The 15,759-nt window shown below is 69.7% G+C and carries 13 protein-coding genes and 2 pseudogenes; 10 read left to right on the top strand and 5 right to left on the bottom strand.

Going from position 1 to position 15,759, the window contains the following annotated elements; genetic code table 11:
- Window positions 1–52: 52 nt before the first annotated feature.
- A pseudogene (locus EV657_RS13490) lies at window positions 53–619 on the top strand (YqgE/AlgH family protein); the annotation flags it as partial.
- Between the two features lie 105 nt (window positions 620–724).
- On the opposite strand, the gene EV657_RS13485 reads toward EV657_RS13490, so the two are convergent.
- Window positions 725–1,684 carry an L-threonylcarbamoyladenylate synthase gene (locus tag EV657_RS13485; protein ID WP_134078282.1) on the bottom strand — a complete coding sequence of 320 codons (960 nt, stop codon included), beginning with the start codon at window positions 1,682–1,684 and terminating at the stop codon, window positions 725–727.
- Between the two features lie 126 nt (window positions 1,685–1,810).
- On the opposite strand from EV657_RS13485, the gene EV657_RS13480 reads away from it, so the two are divergent.
- The 4 genes and pseudogenes from EV657_RS13480 to EV657_RS13465 all read left to right on the top strand — a co-directional run bounded on the left by EV657_RS13480 (window position 1,811) and on the right by EV657_RS13465 (window position 6,694).
- Complete coding sequence (locus EV657_RS13480; protein ID WP_075785315.1) at window positions 1,811–3,520, top strand: acyl-CoA dehydrogenase family protein; 1,710 nt, start codon at window positions 1,811–1,813, stop codon at window positions 3,518–3,520.
- Window positions 3,517–4,560: an MBL fold metallo-hydrolase gene (locus EV657_RS13475; RefSeq protein WP_425057258.1), complete on the top strand. Its 1,044-nt coding sequence runs from the start codon at window positions 3,517–3,519 to the stop codon at window positions 4,558–4,560. Before EV657_RS13480 ends, EV657_RS13475 begins: the two co-directional genes overlap by 4 nt.
- Before the next feature lie 49 nt (window positions 4,561–4,609).
- Window positions 4,610–5,743 (top strand): annotated as a pseudogene (locus EV657_RS13470) (IS3 family transposase); the annotation flags it as partial.
- A 312-nt stretch (window positions 5,744–6,055) separates the two neighbouring features.
- Window positions 6,056–6,694, top strand: a complete 639-nt coding sequence (locus EV657_RS13465) for a hypothetical protein (protein ID WP_134078280.1) — start codon at window positions 6,056–6,058, stop codon at window positions 6,692–6,694.
- 54 nt (window positions 6,695–6,748) lie between these two features.
- Here EV657_RS13465 and EV657_RS13460 read toward each other — a convergent pair whose 3' ends face one another.
- The gene (locus EV657_RS13460; RefSeq protein ID WP_075785318.1) at window positions 6,749–7,078 is read right to left on the bottom strand and encodes an AzlD domain-containing protein; all 330 of its coding nucleotides are present in this window, start codon (window positions 7,076–7,078) and stop codon (window positions 6,749–6,751) included.
- A complete protein-coding gene (locus EV657_RS13455; protein WP_134078278.1) occupies window positions 7,079–7,783 on the bottom strand; it encodes an AzlC family ABC transporter permease in 705 nt (234 codons plus the stop codon).
- A 78-nt stretch (window positions 7,784–7,861) separates the two neighbouring features.
- Here EV657_RS13455 and mobA point away from each other — a divergent pair, with 78 nt between their 5' ends.
- The gene (mobA, locus tag EV657_RS13450; protein ID WP_134078276.1) at window positions 7,862–8,470 is read left to right on the top strand and encodes a molybdenum cofactor guanylyltransferase MobA; all 609 of its coding nucleotides are present in this window, start codon (window positions 7,862–7,864) and stop codon (window positions 8,468–8,470) included.
- Complete coding sequence (locus tag EV657_RS13445; RefSeq protein ID WP_134078275.1) at window positions 8,467–9,408, top strand: molybdopterin guanine dinucleotide synthesis; 942 nt, start codon at window positions 8,467–8,469, stop codon at window positions 9,406–9,408. Before mobA ends, EV657_RS13445 begins: the two co-directional genes overlap by 4 nt.
- Here the strand turns inward: EV657_RS13445 and EV657_RS13440 are convergent.
- Together EV657_RS13440 and greA are read right to left on the bottom strand one after the other, a co-directional pair.
- Entirely contained in the window at window positions 9,389–10,468 is a 1,080-nt protein-coding gene (locus tag EV657_RS13440) for a hypothetical protein (protein WP_075785322.1), read from the bottom strand. The genes EV657_RS13445 and EV657_RS13440 overlap by 20 nt on opposite strands.
- Window positions 10,469–10,491: 23 nt before the next feature.
- Window positions 10,492–10,962, bottom strand: coding sequence for a transcription elongation factor GreA (gene greA / locus EV657_RS13435; protein WP_075785323.1), 471 nt, complete (start codon window positions 10,960–10,962; stop codon window positions 10,492–10,494).
- Between the two features lie 293 nt (window positions 10,963–11,255).
- On the opposite strand from greA, the gene EV657_RS13430 reads away from it, so the two are divergent.
- The 3 genes from EV657_RS13430 to EV657_RS13420 all read left to right on the top strand — a co-directional run bounded on the left by EV657_RS13430 (window position 11,256) and on the right by EV657_RS13420 (window position 15,671).
- The gene (locus tag EV657_RS13430) at window positions 11,256–12,905 is read left to right on the top strand and encodes an electron transfer flavoprotein-ubiquinone oxidoreductase (RefSeq protein ID WP_113669380.1); all 1,650 of its coding nucleotides are present in this window, start codon (window positions 11,256–11,258) and stop codon (window positions 12,903–12,905) included.
- A gap of 227 nt (window positions 12,906–13,132) precedes the next feature.
- Complete coding sequence (locus EV657_RS13425; RefSeq protein ID WP_243837608.1) at window positions 13,133–14,842, top strand: tetratricopeptide repeat protein; 1,710 nt, start codon at window positions 13,133–13,135, stop codon at window positions 14,840–14,842.
- A complete protein-coding gene (locus EV657_RS13420; protein WP_134078273.1) occupies window positions 14,832–15,671 on the top strand; it encodes a 4-(cytidine 5'-diphospho)-2-C-methyl-D-erythritol kinase in 840 nt (279 codons plus the stop codon). Before EV657_RS13425 ends, EV657_RS13420 begins: the two co-directional genes overlap by 11 nt.
- Window positions 15,672–15,759 lie beyond the last annotated feature (88 nt).

Raw genomic sequence — 15,759 nt, 5'->3', positions numbered from 1 at the left:
CCTTGCGTCCTGCCCGGCTCGGGCACATGCTTGAACCGAGCAGGCGACAGGACAGGGCAGAATGCAGCTTGGAGGCAAGCTTCTGATTGCGATGCCCGGCATGGGCGATCCCCGCTTCGAAAGAAGCGTGGTCTATCTCTGCGCCCATTCCGACGAGGGCGCGATGGGCCTGATCGTCAACAAGCCGCTCAGCGAGATTTCGTTTTCGGATCTTCTCGACCAGCTCGACATCCCCCGCAGCCCCGGCGCGCGCGACATCCGGGTGCATTTTGGCGGGCCGGTCGAACATTCGCGGGGCTTCGTTCTGCATTCGGGCGAGTATCGCACCGACCGCGACAACACGCTTCGGGTCGATGCCCGGTTCGGGATGACCGCGACGCTCGATATCCTCGAGGACATCGCCCAGGGCGGCGGCCCGTCCAGTTCGCTTCTGGCGCTGGGCTATGCGGGCTGGGGGCCGGGGCAGCTCGAGGACGAGATCCGGCAGAACGGCTGGCTGACCTGCGATGCCGACCCGGCGCTGGTCTTCGACGGTGCCGATGGCAGCAAATGGGAACGCGCCATGCGGCTGATGGGCATCGACCCGCTGTTGTTGTCGCCCGCCGCCGGGCGCGCCTGAAAGACTGCCCGCCGCCGGGCGCGCCTGAAAGATTGCCCGCCGCCGGGCGCGCCTGAAAGATTGCCCGCCGCCGGGCGCGCCTGAAAGTCGCCCGAAGAATCCGGTTCAGGGCCGGGGCGCGGCCGCGCGGCGCAGCCGGTCGTTGATCGCCCGGCCGAGCCCGTGGTCGGGGACCGGCGCGACGGCAATGGTCTGGCCCGGCGCGGCGCGGGCGTCGAGCCGGCGCAGCGCATGGAACAGCGCGGCCGCCGCCTCGACCAGATCGCCCGAGGCCGACAGGTTCAGCGCGGCCCCCGCACAGCCCGGCCCGAAGCCCAGCCAGAGCGCCCCCGGCGGCGGCACCTCGGCCTCCAGCACGACCCGCGCTCCGGGCGCGTAATGCGACCCCAACTGACCCGGCGCGGTGATCGCGGCCCCTTCGGCCCGCGCGGCGATCGCCATGCCAAGGCAGTCTTCCAGCGCCTCGGCGGGCAGCCCGCCCGGCCGCAGAAGAACCGGCCCGCCGTCCGCGTCGAAACCGAGGATGGTCGATTCCACCCCGACCGGGCAGGCGCCGCCATCGACCACCGCCGCGATCCGCGACCCGAGCCCCTCGATCACATGCTCGGGCCGGGTCGGGCTGACCGCGCCCGAGGGGTTGGCGGACGGCGCCGCGACCGGCCCGCCGAAGGCCCGCAGCAGCCCCTGGGCGACCGGATGATCGGGCACGCGCACCGCCACGGTGGGCAGGCCCGCGCTGACCAGCGGCGACAGCCCGGACCCGGGCAAAAGCGGCAGCACCAGCGTCAGTGCGCCGGGCCAGAACGCCTCGGCCAGCCGCAGCGCCGGGTCCGGGAAACTGGCCAGCCGCGCGGCGGCGCCAAGATCGGGCAGATGCACGATCAGCGGGTTGAAGCGCGGCCGCCCCTTGGCCTCGAAGATCCGCGCCACCGCGCGGTCGTCGCGGGCATCCGCGCCCAGCCCGTAGACCGTCTCGGTGGGCAGCGCCACCAGCTTGCCTGCGGCCAGCAATGCGGCGGCGCGGGCCAGCCCGTCGGCATCGGGTGTCAGCGATTCGGCGCTCATGGGACGTTCCCTTACGTTGCGTTTGCGCTTGATGGGGCGGGGCGTTCCGTTACCTTCTGCCCGCGAAACGAGCGGTCAGATAAATCCGCCGAACGACCCCGACAAGCGGCGGCAATGGAGGCTTGCATGGCATATCGTGCTCCTGTGGCGGAATTCCAGTTCATTCTCGACCATGTGGTCGGGCTGGACGAGGTTGTGGCGACCGACCGATTTTCCGAGGCCACGCCCGATGTGACCCGGGCGATCCTCGATGGCGCGGGGCGGCTTTGCGACGATGTGCTGGCGCCGCTGCAACGGCCGGGCGACCTGCATCCGGCGCGGCTGGAAAACGGCGTGGTGCGCACCTCGCCGGGCTATGCCGAAGGCTATCGCGCCATTGCCGAGGGCGGTTGGGTGGCGCTGTCGGCGCCCGCCGAGCATGGCGGGATGGGGCTGCCGACCGCGCTTTCGACTGCGGTCAACGACATGATGAGCGGCGCCTGCCTGTCGTTGCAGCTGAACCCGTTGCTGACCCAGGGCCAGATCGAGGCGCTCAGCCATCATGCCAGCGACGAGATCCGGGCGCTTTACCTGCCGAAACTGATCGCGGGCGACTGGTCGGGCACGATGAACCTGACCGAGCCGCAGGCGGGGTCGGATGTGGGTGCCTTGAAGACCCGGGCGGTGCCCAATGGGGACGGCACTTATGCGGTGACCGGCCAGAAGATCTACATCACCTGGGGCGATGCCGATTTCATGGAGAACGTCGTGCATCTGGTGCTGGCGCGCCTGCCTGATGCCCCCGCAGGGACGCGCGGGATCAGCCTTTTCCTGGTGCCGCGCAACCTGCCCGATGCCGAAGGTCGGCCGGGTGTGGCGAACCGCGTCAAGGTGGTCAGCCTCGAACACAAGCTGGGGTTGCATGGCAGCCCGACCGCGGTGATGGAGTTCGACGGCGCCACCGGCTGGATGGTGGGCGAGCCCAACAAGGGCATGGCTGCGATGTTCACGATGATGAACAACGCGCGCCTCGGCGTCGGCGTGCAGGGCGTGGGCGTGGCCGAGGCCGCGTTCCAGCAGGCGCTGGCCTATGCCGCCGACCGGCGGCAGGGTCCGACGCCCCTGGGCGATGGCGGCATCCTCGGCCATGCCGATGTGCGGCGGATGCTGGCGGGGATGAAGGCCGAGATCTTCGCCGCGCGGGCCATCGCGCTGTCCTGCGCGGTCGCGGCCGATATGGGCACCGCGACGGGCGAGGCCGACTGGACGGCGCGCGCGGCCTTCCTGACCCCGATCGCCAAGGCCTGGGGCACCGAGGTCGGCATGGAGGTCGCCCAGCAGGGCGTGCAGGTTCATGGCGGCATGGGCTTCATCGAAGAGACCGGCGCCGCGCAATATCTGCGCGACGTGCGGGTGACCGCGATCTACGAGGGCACCAACGGCATCCAGGCGATGGATCTGGTGGGCCGCAAGCTGGCCGATGGCGGCGATGTCGCCTGGCGGCTTCTCGAAGAGGTCGAGCAGACCGCCGAGGCGGCGCGCGGCGTCTTCCCCGATCTTGCGGTCGAGGTCTGGACCGCGGCCGAGGCGCTGCGCGACACCACCGAATGGATGCTGGCCCGCGAGATGACCGACCGCTTTGCCGGGGCGGTGCCGTTCCTGCGCGCCTGGGCGCGGGTGCTGGGCGCGCAGCTGCACCTGGCGGCGGCGCTGGCCGAGGGCGGCTCGGGGCCGCGCAGCGCGCTGGCCCGCGTCTTCATCCGGCGGCTCTTGCCCGAACATGTCTCGGCTCTGGCGGCGGCGCGGGCCGGGGCGGACGACCTGTACGCCCTGTCCGACGCCGATCTCGGCGCATGATGGACGGTAGCCTGGCCCCGATCCGCACCCCCTTCGAGGTTCCGCCCGACGATGGCGCGGCGGTCGAGATCGCCGAGGGCGTGCTGTGGCTGCGCCTGCCGCTGCCGCCGCCGCTCAAGCATGTGAACGTCTTCGCGCTGGACGATGGCCCGGGCTGGACGCTGGTCGATACCGGGCTCGACACCGAGCGCACCCGCGCGATCTGGCAGACGCTTCTGGCCGGACCGCTGGGCGGGCGCCCGGTCCGGCGGGTGATCCTGACCCATCACCACCCCGACCATGTGGGGCTGGCGGGCTGGTTCCAGTCGGCCCATGGCGCCGAGCTCTGGACCAGCCGCACTGCCTGGCTGTTCGCGCGGATGCTGACGCTTGACGAACAGCCGTTGCCCCGGCCCGAGACGCTCGAGTTCTATCGCGGCGCCGGGATGGACGCCGCAGTTCTGGCCGAACGCGCGGCTGAACGCCCCTTCAACTTCGCCGATGTGGTGGCGCCGATGCCGCTGGGCTTCCGGGCGCTCGCCGAGGGCGACCGGATCTCTGCGGGCGGGCGCGACTGGGACGTGCGGCTGGGCGACGGGCATGCGCCCGATCACGTCACGCTCTGGAGCCGCGACGACGCGCTGGTGATCGGAGGCGACCAGCTTTTGCCCTCGATCTCGCCCAATCTCGGGGTCTACGCGACCGAGCCGCTGAACGATCCGGTCGCGGGCTGGCTGGAAAGCTGCACCCGTTTCGCCACCCATGCGCGCGAGGATCATCTGGTCCTGCCGGGTCACAAGCTGCCTTTCACCGGCCTGCCGACCCGTCTGGTGCAACTGATCGAGAACCATCACGGCGCGCTAAACCGGCTGATCGAGGCGCTGGGCGAGGAACGCTCCGCCTGCGACTGCTTTCCGGTGCTGTACCGCCGCGAGATCGGTTCGGGCGAATACGGGCTGGCGCTGGCCGAGGCGGTCGGCCATCTGAACCACCTGTACCTCACCGGCCGCGCGACCCGGCGCCGCCGGTCGGACGGCGCCTGGCTGTTTCGGTGTGAATAGCCCCGAGTATCGTTGGCGTCTTCTTCGCTGATTTCGAGGCCAGGAGGCCATGACGAGCTGCAGCAAGTTCAGCGATGCGTTCAAGCGGGACGCGGTCGCGCAGATCACCGAGCGGGGCTGCCCGGTCAGGGACGTGTCCGAGCGTCTCGGGGGCAGCCCGTATTCGCTCTGCGCCTGGAAGGAGACGTTCGCGAAGGGTCATCGGCAGAGGCGGAGAAGGACACCGCGATACGGCGCCTGAAGACGGAACTGGCCGGGTCTCAGGAGCGTGACATCCTGAAAAAGGCCACCGCGTATTTCGCCAGGGATGCAACGTGAGATACGCGTTCGTGGCCGGGCATCGCGGACAGTTCTCCGTCCGGGCGATGTGCCGTTGTCTGCGCATCCGGCCGGGCGGCTTCTATGCTGGGTTAAGGCGCCGTTGGGCAAGCGTGCCGAGGAAGACGCCCGCCAGACCGACCTGCTGAAGGAAGCCTGGGCCGAAAGCGGCAAGGTCCATGGGCACCGCAAGCTGCACGACGATCTTCTTGAACGGGGCGAAGATGTCGGCCTGAACCGCGTTGCGCGCCTGACCCGGCTGGCCGGGATCACGGCTCAGATCGGCGCCAAGCGCCGCCCCGGGACGTATGGCGGCAAGCCCTCGGTCGTGGTCGACACCACCCTCAATCGCCGGTTCGACGTGGAGGCGCCGGACAAGGTCCGGGTGACCGATATCACCTCCATCCGGACGCAGGAGGGCGTCGCCTGCCTGGCGGTGGTGATCGATCTGTCCTCACGCCGCGTGGTCGGATGGTCCATGCAGTCACGCCAGAGACCGACGTCGTGCTTCAGGCTCTGCTCATGGCCACGTGGCGCAGGAAGCCGAAGGCCGAGGGGCTGATCCACGCGGATCAGGCAAGCCAGTTCACGAGCCTGGACTGGGACGCTTTCCTGAAAGCCCACAACTTGGAGCATTCCACGAGCCGGCGCGGCAATTGCCACGATAACGCCGTCGCCGGAAACTTCTTCAACCTGCTCAAGCGGAGAGGATCGGGCGCCGAACCTACCGGACCCGCCAAGAAGCGCGGCAGGACGTGTTCGACGACATCGGGATGTCTACAACCCGAAGCGCAAGCACGCGCGGACCGGAATGCCGTCGCCCCTCGAGTTCGAGCGGCAGCAGAAACTGAGGCATGAGGGCGTCCAGGACACTCGGAGCCATTCACAGGGTCGGCACAGCCTGACCCCGCGCCGGGAAGCGCAGGCGTGGGCGGAATGCCACGCCCCGCGCTGCATCGCGGCATCGCGGGCGGCGGCAAGGTGACAGCGCCCGGGGCTTCGACTAGGGTGCCGCCAGCGAACAGGCAGGGGATACCGCAGGCATGGCAGCTTTCCGAACCGGCGCGACGCGCCTGTCCGTTCCGCCGTGCCGCGCGCATGCCCCCGCCCTCTCTCCGTCCTCCTGCCGCGCCGTCCGGCCGTTCCGGCCCGCCGCCGCCCATTTCCGGTCTGCCAAATGTTCCGTTTCCTGATTGCCTGCCTTCTGCCGCTGTTCCTGCTGGGCTGCGGCGCCGAATCCACCTGGGCCCCCGACGAAGCCGTCGCCCGGGCCAAGTACCGGGACGCCGCGCCGCCCTCGATCACGCTTTACACCATGATCAACAACCGGTCCGGTTCGGGCGCGCATTCGGCGCTGATGATCAATGGCAGCGAACGGGTGATCTTCGATCCGGCCGGAAGCTGGTGGCACCGTGCCGCCCCCGAACGCAATGACGTGCATTATGGCATCACCCCGAAGATGCTGGAGTTCTACATCGACTACCATGCCCGCGTGACCTATCACGTCGTCGCCCAGACGGTGCAGGTCTCGCCCGAGGTGGCCGAGCGCGCGCTGCGGCTGGTCGAGGGTTATGGCGCTGTGCCGAAGGCGATGTGCGCCCGGTCGACCAGCGATGTGCTGAACCAGCTTCCGGGCTTCGACAGCATCCCCCATACCGTCCGCCCCAAGGCGGTGATGTCGGCCTTCGCCAAGCTGCCGGGCGTCACCACGCGCGAATATTACGACGACGATCCCGACGAACACGAGGACCTGCTGCGCGAACAACAGCGCGCCCGGTTCGACGAACTGGTCCAGGGCATCGTCGAGGGCCAGTAGGCCTGGCCTCGGGAAAGGGGCGGCGGCAGGCCCGCCGCCTCAGCCCAGTTTGCCTTAGCCCAACAGGAACAAAAGCGCGTAAAGCGTGACCGCGCCCGCGCCGATGGCGGCCAGCACGGATTTGCGCCACCAGCCGACGGCCACGGTGACGACCGCCGCGGCCAGCCGCGCCGGATCGGGGTCGCCGCCGGTTGCGGGCGGCCAGACCACGGCGGGCGCGACCAGCGCGGGCAGCACCGCCACCGGCGTATAGCGCAGGTGCCGCAGCAGCCAGTCGGGCAGCCGCCGCCCGCCCATCGCACCGAGGAAGGAAAACCGCATCAGGAAGGTGCCGATCCCGAGCGTGACGATGATCGCCCAGGTCCCTGCCGTGCTCCAGCTCATCTAGCGCGCTCCCATCCGGCGTTCGATCTCGGCGCCCACGGCCATCGCCGCCACCGCCGCGATCATCAGCCCCAGATTGAAGGGCAGCCCGGCAAAGACCAGCGCCAGCGCGACCGAAGTGCCGGCCGCCGCGACATGGGCCGGGGTCCGAAGCGCGGGCGCGACCATCGCCAGAAAGGTGATCGGCAGCGCGAAGTCGAGCGCGAATTGGGGCGGGATGCTGCGCCCCGCGACCGCGCCGACCAGGGTCATGCCGTACCAGGCGGGCAGCATCGGCGTGACCGCGCCCGCAAAGAAGGCGATCCGCTCGGCCACAGTCATCTCGGGGCGCGCCTCAAAGCGGGCATGCGCGACCGCGTAGGTCTGGTCGAAGAGGCCATAGGCGACCAGCGCCCGCTGCCAGAGCGGGGCCGCGCCCAGATAGGGCGTCAGCGAGGCCGAGTACATTGCCATCCGCATGTTGACCGCCAGCGCCGTGGCGATCACCACCAGCGTATGCGCGTTCTCGGCCATCAGTTGCACCGCCGAGAATTGCGCAGCCCCCGCCAGCACCACCATCGAAAACCCCATCACCTCTGGCAGCGAGAACCCGGCCTCGGTCGCCACCACCCCGAAGAGAAGCGCGAAGGGCACCAGGATCAGAAGGAACGGCGCGCCTTGGCGCAGGCCGGTCAGATAGGCAGAGTTCCGGGTGGAGGCAGGCATGGCGGGGGACTAGGCTGAAGAGGTCCCGATGGGCGTAAGGCCCGGCGGGACAGGATGCAATCGCAAACCGGAGGCGGCATGCGGATCTTCGGAACGATCCTCGCGGGCGGGCAGGGGCGGCGGCTTGGAGGCCGCGACAAGGCGTTGATCGGGCTTGGCGGGCAGACGCTTCTGGCGCGGGTGGCCGAGAGGCTGGAGCCTCAGGTCGAACGGCTGGCGCTCAGCGCGAACGGCCCGGCCGGGGCGTACGCGACGGCCGGGCTTGGTCCGGGCGTGCCGGTGCTGCCCGATCCGCCGCCGGGCGATCTGGGGCCGCTGCTGGGCGTTCTGGCCGGGCTCGACTGGGCCGCGGCGCATGGGGCCGACTGGCTGGTGACCGCGGCCATCGACACGCCCTTCCTGCCCAGCGATCTGGTGCCGCGCCTGCTGCTGGCGGCCGAGACCGCGGGCACCGGGCTTGCGATGGCGGCCAGCGGCGGGCGGCGCCATCCGACTGCGGCGCTCTGGCCCGTGGGGCTTCGCGACGAGCTTGCCGCCGAGGTCGCGGGCGGGCTGCGCAAGCTTGGCGTCTTCGGCGCGGCGCGCGGCGCGGCGCTGGCCGATTTCGCGACCGTGCCCGGCCCCGATCCGTTCTTCAACGTCAACACACCCGAGGATCTGGCGGCGGCCGAGGCGGCGCTGGGATGAGCATGGTGGATACGGTCATCATGGCCGACTGGTCGGCCCGGTCCGGCCCCTCGCCGGCCCGTCCCTCGGCCGATGCGATCTGGATCGCGGTGGCGCGCCGGGGCTGGACGACCGCTACGGCCTATTTTCGCACCCGCGCCTCGGCCGAAGCGGCGCTTGTCGATCTTCTGGACGGCGAGCTCCGCGCGGGGCGCCGGGCGCTTCTGGGGGCCGATTTCGCCTTCGGCTATCCGGCGGGTTTCGCCCGGGCGCTGACCGGCACCGCCTCGGCCCGCGCGGTCTGGGCCTGGGTCGCGGACCGGCTGGAGGACCGCCCGGACAACCGCAACAGCCGCTTCGAGCTGGCCGATGCGATCAATGCCGCCCTGCCCGGAGGCGGCCCCTTCTGGGGCTGTCCGGCGGCCCGCGCCGCGCGGCTGGCGGATCTGACGACCACGCGCCCGGCCGACAGCGCCTTTGCACGGCACCGCCGGGTCGAGAGGCTGCTGCGCGATCGTGGCGGGCCGGGGCGGGCCGTCAAGAGCGTCTGGCAGCTTTACGGGGCGGGGGCGGTCGGCTCGCAGGTGCTGGTCGGGCTGCCGATGCTGCACCGGCTGGCCGGGCGGTTCGGGACCGATCTGGCGGTCTGGCCGTTCGAGCCGACCGGAGCGACCGGAGCGACCGGGGCGCCCCTCACCCTCGCCGAGATCTATCCCGCGATGATCGGCCCGGAGGTGGCCGAGGCGCTGGCGGCCCGGCCCGGACAGATCCTCGACGAGTGGCAGATGCGGCTGATGGCAGAGGCGGTGCTGGCGGCCAGCGGCGCGGGCAGGCTCGCGGCGCTGCTGGACGTGCCGCCCGGCGCCGAACTGGCCGAAGAGGCCTGGATTCTCGGGGCAAGCGACCCCGAGGCGTTGCGCGCCGGGGCGAAGGCGTCGCTCAGCCGAACATGCCGGTGACGCGGCCCAGCAGCATGAAGGCGCGCGCGGTGCGGGTCTCGGCCAGGTCGTTGAGCTCCTGATCGCTGGCGGCGGCCTCGAATTCGACCAGAACCCGGTCGAACTGGCGCAGGAAATGGTGCGCCACGTCGCGGAAGATCGGGTCCTTCTTCATGCGCGCGGCGGTCAGCGCCAGACAGGACCGGTCGCGCACGCCGCCCAAGGCCGAGACCGGCAGACCGCGCTCGCCCTGCGCGAATCGGCGCCAGATCTCGGGACGCGCCCGGTCGGGATGCAGATCGTCCATGTAGATCCCCTCTTCGCTGAGAAGGGTCAGGATGTCCTGGGCCGAGCGCACCAGCTTGGACGCGGTGCGATCCTCGAGCGCCCGGCGCAGCGCGCGGAACCCGGCGCGGTCCGAGGTGTCCTCGGGGAAGTTCAGCGCCCGGATGAATTCCTCGACGGTCAGCGGCCGGACCGTGTCCTCGGGCACCGAGCCAAGGGCAAGACGCGGCTGGTCGTCCGGCGGGGTCTTCGACGGAGAGGCGGCGGGCGCTGTGCGGGGGGCCGAAGGGCCGGGATGGGCCTTGGTCGACAGGGCCTGCGGCCCCTGGACATCGGCGATCTCGGCGGCCCGGTCGCGCCGGGTGGCGAAGGTCGCGATCGCGTCCTGGGTTTCGCGCTGGGCGCGGGCCAGATCGTCGATCCGCTTTTCCATCGAGGGGCGGACATCCATGCCCGCGCCCTGCTGCTGCGCCAGATAGGCCTGGCGAAGCGAGTCGACCGTCGCCTGCAGACGCGCGGCTTCCTGACGCAGCAGCCGCGCCGAGCGCGCGCCTTGCGCCACCACCCAGATCAGCCCGACCGGCAGCGCCAGCGCCAGCACCGTGACCGCCGTGCCAAGCGCGCCGCCCCCGGTCCCGGCAACGCCGTCCGCGCTGGCCAGCAGCGCGCCCGACAGCCCCAGCCAGGCGACGCTCAGGACGCCGGCGGCGATCTCGATCCGCGACAGGCCGCCCTCGCGGCCCTGTCCCGCAACGGGGGCCAGATCGAACGGCTTGTCCTTGTCCCTCTCCGCCATGCCAGCGGCCCCGTCCGGTAATGTCAGATGTAGCGGATGCTCAGAACTTCGTAGCTGCGCTCGCCGCCCGGCGTGCGCACCTCGACGCTGTCACCCTCTTCCTTGCCGATCAGCGCGCGGGCCAGAGGCGACTTGACGTTCAGAAGGCCCCTCTCGATATCGGCCTCGGCCTCGCCGACGATCTGGTAGGTCTTCTCTTCGTCGCTGTCCTCGTCGACCAGCGTCACCGTCGCGCCGAACTTGATCGCGCCGGACAGCTTGGACGTGTCGATCACGTCGGCCCGCGACAGCAGGCCCTCAAGCTCCTTGATGCGGCCCTCGATGAAGCTCTGCTTTTCGCGCGCGGCGTGGTATTCGGCGTTCTCGGACAGGTCGCCATGTTCGCGCGCTTCGGCGATGGCCCGGATCACGGCGGGACGCTCGACGCTTTTCAGCGTCTTGAGTTCTTCGTCGAGCGCGGTGTAGCCCGCGCGGGTCATGGGTATCTTTTCCATAGGACTCTTCGGACAGTTCACAGAACGGAATGCAGACCCCGCGGGTCCGCTTTCACGAGTAGGTCGGTCTACCCTGACCGGAGTGCGGGAGCAATTGCAATAGGCGAAAGATCCGCGCTTGGGCAGAGCCCCGCGCAGGCATCGCGGCGGCCGGAGAGACTATTCATTTTCTTATGCCGCGCCGCCGCGAAATGATGTTGCCGAACAATTGAATTGACGGCCCGGCTGAGTTAACGGTTTGCGGACTGCATTCAGCCAGGGCGGCCGGTGCGCCGGCCGAGAAGGGTAATCGCATGGCCGAGATCGAACGGGAATCGATGGAATACGACGTGGTGATCGTGGGAGCCGGCCCCTCGGGGCTTTCGGCGGCGATCCGCCTGAAGGAACTCGATCCCGATCTGTCGGTCGTCGTGCTCGAGAAAGGGTCGGAGGTCGGCGCGCATATCCTGTCGGGCGCGGTGCTCGACCCGATCGGGCTGAAGGCACTGTTTCCCGACTGGAAGGAGCGCGGCGCGCCGGTCTCGGTGCCGGTCAAGGAGGACAATTTCGTCTTTCTCGGCAAAAGCGGCAGCCTGCGCTTTCCCAACTGGCTGATGCCGCCCTTGATGTCGAACCACGGCAAGTACATCGTCTCGATGGGCAATGTCTGCCGCTGGCTGGCCGAACAGGCCGAGGCGCTGGGGGTCGAGATCTTCCCCGGCATGGCCTGTTCGGAACTGGTCTGGGGCGAGGACGGCGCGGTCAAGGGCGTCGTCGCGGGCGAGTTCGGGCGTCAGGCCGACGGTACGCCCGGGCCGAATTACGAGCCGGGGATGGAACTGCACGGCAAGTATGTCTTCATCGCCGAGGGCGTGCGCGGTTCGCTCGCCAAGCAGATCATCGCGAAATTCGACCTTTCGAAGGGCCGCGACCCGCAGAAATACGGGCTCGGCATGAAAGAGGTCTGGGAAATCGACCCCAAGAAGCACAGGGAAGGCACCGTCACCCACACCATGGGCTGGCCGCTCAACGGCAATGGCGGCGGCGGGTCCTTCATCTATCACGCCGAGAACAACCAGATCTTCATCGGCTTCGTGGTGCACCTGAACTACCGGAACCCGCATCTTTTCCCCTACATGGAATTCCAGCGCTTCAAGCACCACCCGATGGTGGCCGAGCTGCTGGACGGCGGCAAGCGCGTGGCCTATGGCGCGCGGGCGATCTCGGAGGGCGGCTATCAGTCGATCCCGCAGGCGGCCTTCCCCGGGGGCGTGCTTCTGGGCTGTTCGGCCGGGCTGGTGAACGTGCCGCGGATCAAGGGCAACCACAATGCCATGATGTCGGGGATCGAGGCCGCCAAGGCGGCGGTCGCCGCGATCAAGGCGGGGCGCGCGGGCGATGTGCTTGCCGACTATGACGACGCGCTGCATGCGGGCGACATCGCCAGGGACCTGAAGAAGGTGCGCAACGTCAAGCCGCTCTGGTCGAGATATGGCGGCTTCCTCGCGACGATGCTGGGCGGGTTCGACATGTGGGTCGCGCATCTGACCGGCTGGAACCCGCTGGGTACCATCCATCACGACAAGACCGATGCCGAAGCGACCGGCAAGGCCGCCGATTTCCCCAAGATCGACTACCCGAAACCCGACGGCAAGATCAGCTTCGACCGGCTGACCAACGTGGCCTTCTCCTTTACCAATCACGAGGAAAGCCAGCCCTGCCACCTGCGGCTGGCCGATCCCGCGATCCCGGTGCAGGTCAACCTGCCGCAATTCGCCGAACCCGCGCAGCGCTATTGCCCGGCCGGGGTCTACGAGGTGGTCGACGAGGGGCAGGACCCGCGCTTCGTGGTCAATTTCCAGAACTGCGTGCATTGCAAGACCTGCGACATCAAGGACCCGAGCCAGAACATCACCTGGGTCACGCCACAGGGCGGCGACGGGCCGAACTACCCCAATATGTGAGAATTTTTCCGGGGACCGACGCGGCCCCGGCGGCCCCGGCGGCAACGCGCGGCGCAGGGGTCGGATGGCTTCTGCGCCGCCGGTTTTTCGGGCCGGGCGCCCGCAGGGGGCCGTGACTGTCACATCCGCGCGACGGCAGCGGCCTTTGCGCCTCGCCCTGGCGCCGGTCCATTGCCTTGGACGGTTCGCGGCTCTACCCTGCCGTCCAAACGAACAGGAGTGCATTCTTGGCCAAATCGCTGCCGCGCCTTGCCGCCCTGGCCATTCTGGGGCTTGCCGCGCTGAACACGGCGGCCCCCGCCCGGGCCGATCTGGGCGTGTCCGGTCCGTATCTGGCCGCCCGCCAGGCGAGCTTTCTCAGCGACCACCGTGCCGCTGCGGTCTATTACACCGAGGCGCTGGCCAGTGATCCCTCGAACCCGCGGCTGCTGGAAAACGCCATGACCGCGCTTGTGGGACTGGGCGAGGTCGAAAAGGCGGTGCCCATCGCCCGCCGGATCGAGACGCTGGGCAATCCCGACCAGTTGGCCAATCTGGTGCTGATGGCCGACCAGATGAAGCAGGGCCAGTTCGACCGGGTGATCGCCGATCTCGATGCCGGGCGGCAGACCGCGCCGCTGGTCGACGGGCTGATCCGCGCCTGGGCCGAGTTCGGACAGGGCCGCATGACCGACGCGCTGGCGGCCTTCGACGCGGCCTCGGCGCAGTCGGGCATCAAGGCCTTCGGGCTGTATCACAAGGCGCTGGCGCTGGCGGCGGTCGGCGATTTCGAAGGCGCCGACACCATCTTTTCGGGCGAGGCCGAGGGGCCGCTGCGCGCCACGCGGCGCGGCGTTCTGGCCCATGCCGAGGTGCTGAGCCAGCTTGAACGCAATGACGACGCCATCGAACTGATCGACGCCGCCTTCGGCACCGAGGTCGATCCGGGCGTCGCCGCTCTTCGCGCCCGTCTGGCCAGGGGCGACGCACTGCCCTTCGACGTGATCGACGGCGCGGCCCAAGGCGCGGCCGAGGTGTTCTTTACCGTCGCCAGCGCGCTGAACGGCGATGCGCTGGACGGCTATACCCTGCTTTACGCCCGGCTGGCCCAGTTCCTTGCGCCGAAGAATGCCGATGCGATCCTGCTGTCGGCCGGTCTTCTCGAGGCGCAGGACCGTTACGAGCTGGCGACCGAGGCCTATGCCGCCGTGCCGAAGGACGATCCGGCCTTCTACGCCGCCGAGCTCGGCCGCGCCGAGTCGATGCGCCATGCGGGCGATGTCGACGGCGCCATCGAGACCCTGCGCGGTTTGGCGGCGACCTATCCGGATGTGGCCATCGTCCATGTCACGCTGGGTGACGCGCTGCGCAGCCAGGAACGCTTCGGCGACGCGCTCAAGGCCTATGACGCGGCCATCGCGCTGTTCGACGAACCGGCGCGCGGGCAATGGATCGTCTATTACGCCCGGGGCATCTCGCATGAACGATTGGACCAGTGGCCCGAGGCCGAGGCCGATTTCCGCAAGGCGCTGGAGCTTGAGCCCGACCAGCCTCAGGTGCTGAACTATCTGGGCTATTCCTATGTCGAGATGAACACCAATCTCGACGAGGCCATGTCGATGATCGAGCGCGCGGTCGCGGCCCGGCCCGATGACGGCTATATCACCGACAGCCTGGGCTGGGGGCTTTACAAGCTTGGCCGCTATCAGGAGGCGGTGCCCCATATGGAGCGCGCGGCTGCCCTGATGCCGGTCGACCCTGTCGTCAACGACCATCTGGGCGATGTCTACTGGGCGGTGGGCCGCAAGGTCGAGGCGCAGTTCCAGTGGCATCGGGCGCTTTCGTTCGACCCCGAAGAAGCCGAGGCCGAGCGCATCCGCAAGAAGCTTGCGGTCGGGCTCGACAAGGTCCTGAAGGACGAGGGCGCACCGCCGCTTCGGGCTGCCAATGACGGTTGAGGCCTTCGCGCCCGCCAAGATCAACCTGACCCTGCATGTCACCGGACAGCGGGCCGACGGTTATCACCTGCTCGACAGTCTGGTGGTCTTCGCCGATATCGGCGACCGGCTGACGCTGGAGCGGGCCGAAGAGCTCAGCCTTTCGGTCAGCGGCCCGCGCGCCGACGGCGTGCCGGTGGACGGGCGCAATCTGGTGCTGAAGGCGGCGGCGCTGTTCGGTCCGGGGCAGGGGGCGCGGGTCCGGCTCGACAAGCGGCTGCCGGCGGCGGCGGGCATCGGCGGCGGGTCCTCCGACGCGGCGGCGGCGCTGCGCGGCCTGGCCGCGCTTTGGGGCCGCGATCTGCCCGGGCCCGAGGCGGTGCTGTCGCTGGGCGCCGATGTGCCGGTCTGTCTGGCGCCGGGGCCGGTGCGGATGCGCGGGGTCGGCGAAGAGATCCTGCCCGCGCCCGCCTTGCCCGAGTTCGGTCTTCTGCTGGTCAATCCCGGCGTCGAGGTGCCGACGCCTGCAGTCTTCAAGGGCCTCGTCCGCAAGAACAACGCGCCGATGCCCGAGCTTCCGGGCTGGGCCTCGGCCGCCGATCTGGCGGACTGGCTTGCGGGCCAGCGCAACGATCTGGAACCCCCCGCCCGGGCCGAGGCGCCGGTGATCGACGCGGTTCTGGCCGCGATCGCGGCGACCCCCGGCTGCCTTCTGGCGCGGATGTCGGGGTCGGGCGCGACCTGTTTCGGGATCTACGCGGATCGTGCCGCCGCCGAGCGCGCCGCCGCCCTGCTGCGCGAGACCCGGCCCGACTGGTGGGCCGAGGCCGGGGCGCCATATTCGTTGTAGCGGCAGACCTTGCGCGCCGGTTTCCGGCCCGCCCCCGAGGCAGGTGCCGCCCTCGCCGGTTCGGGCTGACAGATCGCGAAAATGAAAA

This window comes from Rhodovulum visakhapatnamense (assembly GCF_004365965.1).
Taxonomy (GTDB): Bacteria; Pseudomonadota; Alphaproteobacteria; order Rhodobacterales; family Rhodobacteraceae; genus Rhodovulum; species Rhodovulum visakhapatnamense.
Note: the sequence above shows the minus strand (reverse complement) of the source record. Positions and strands in the feature narration are given on the sequence as shown.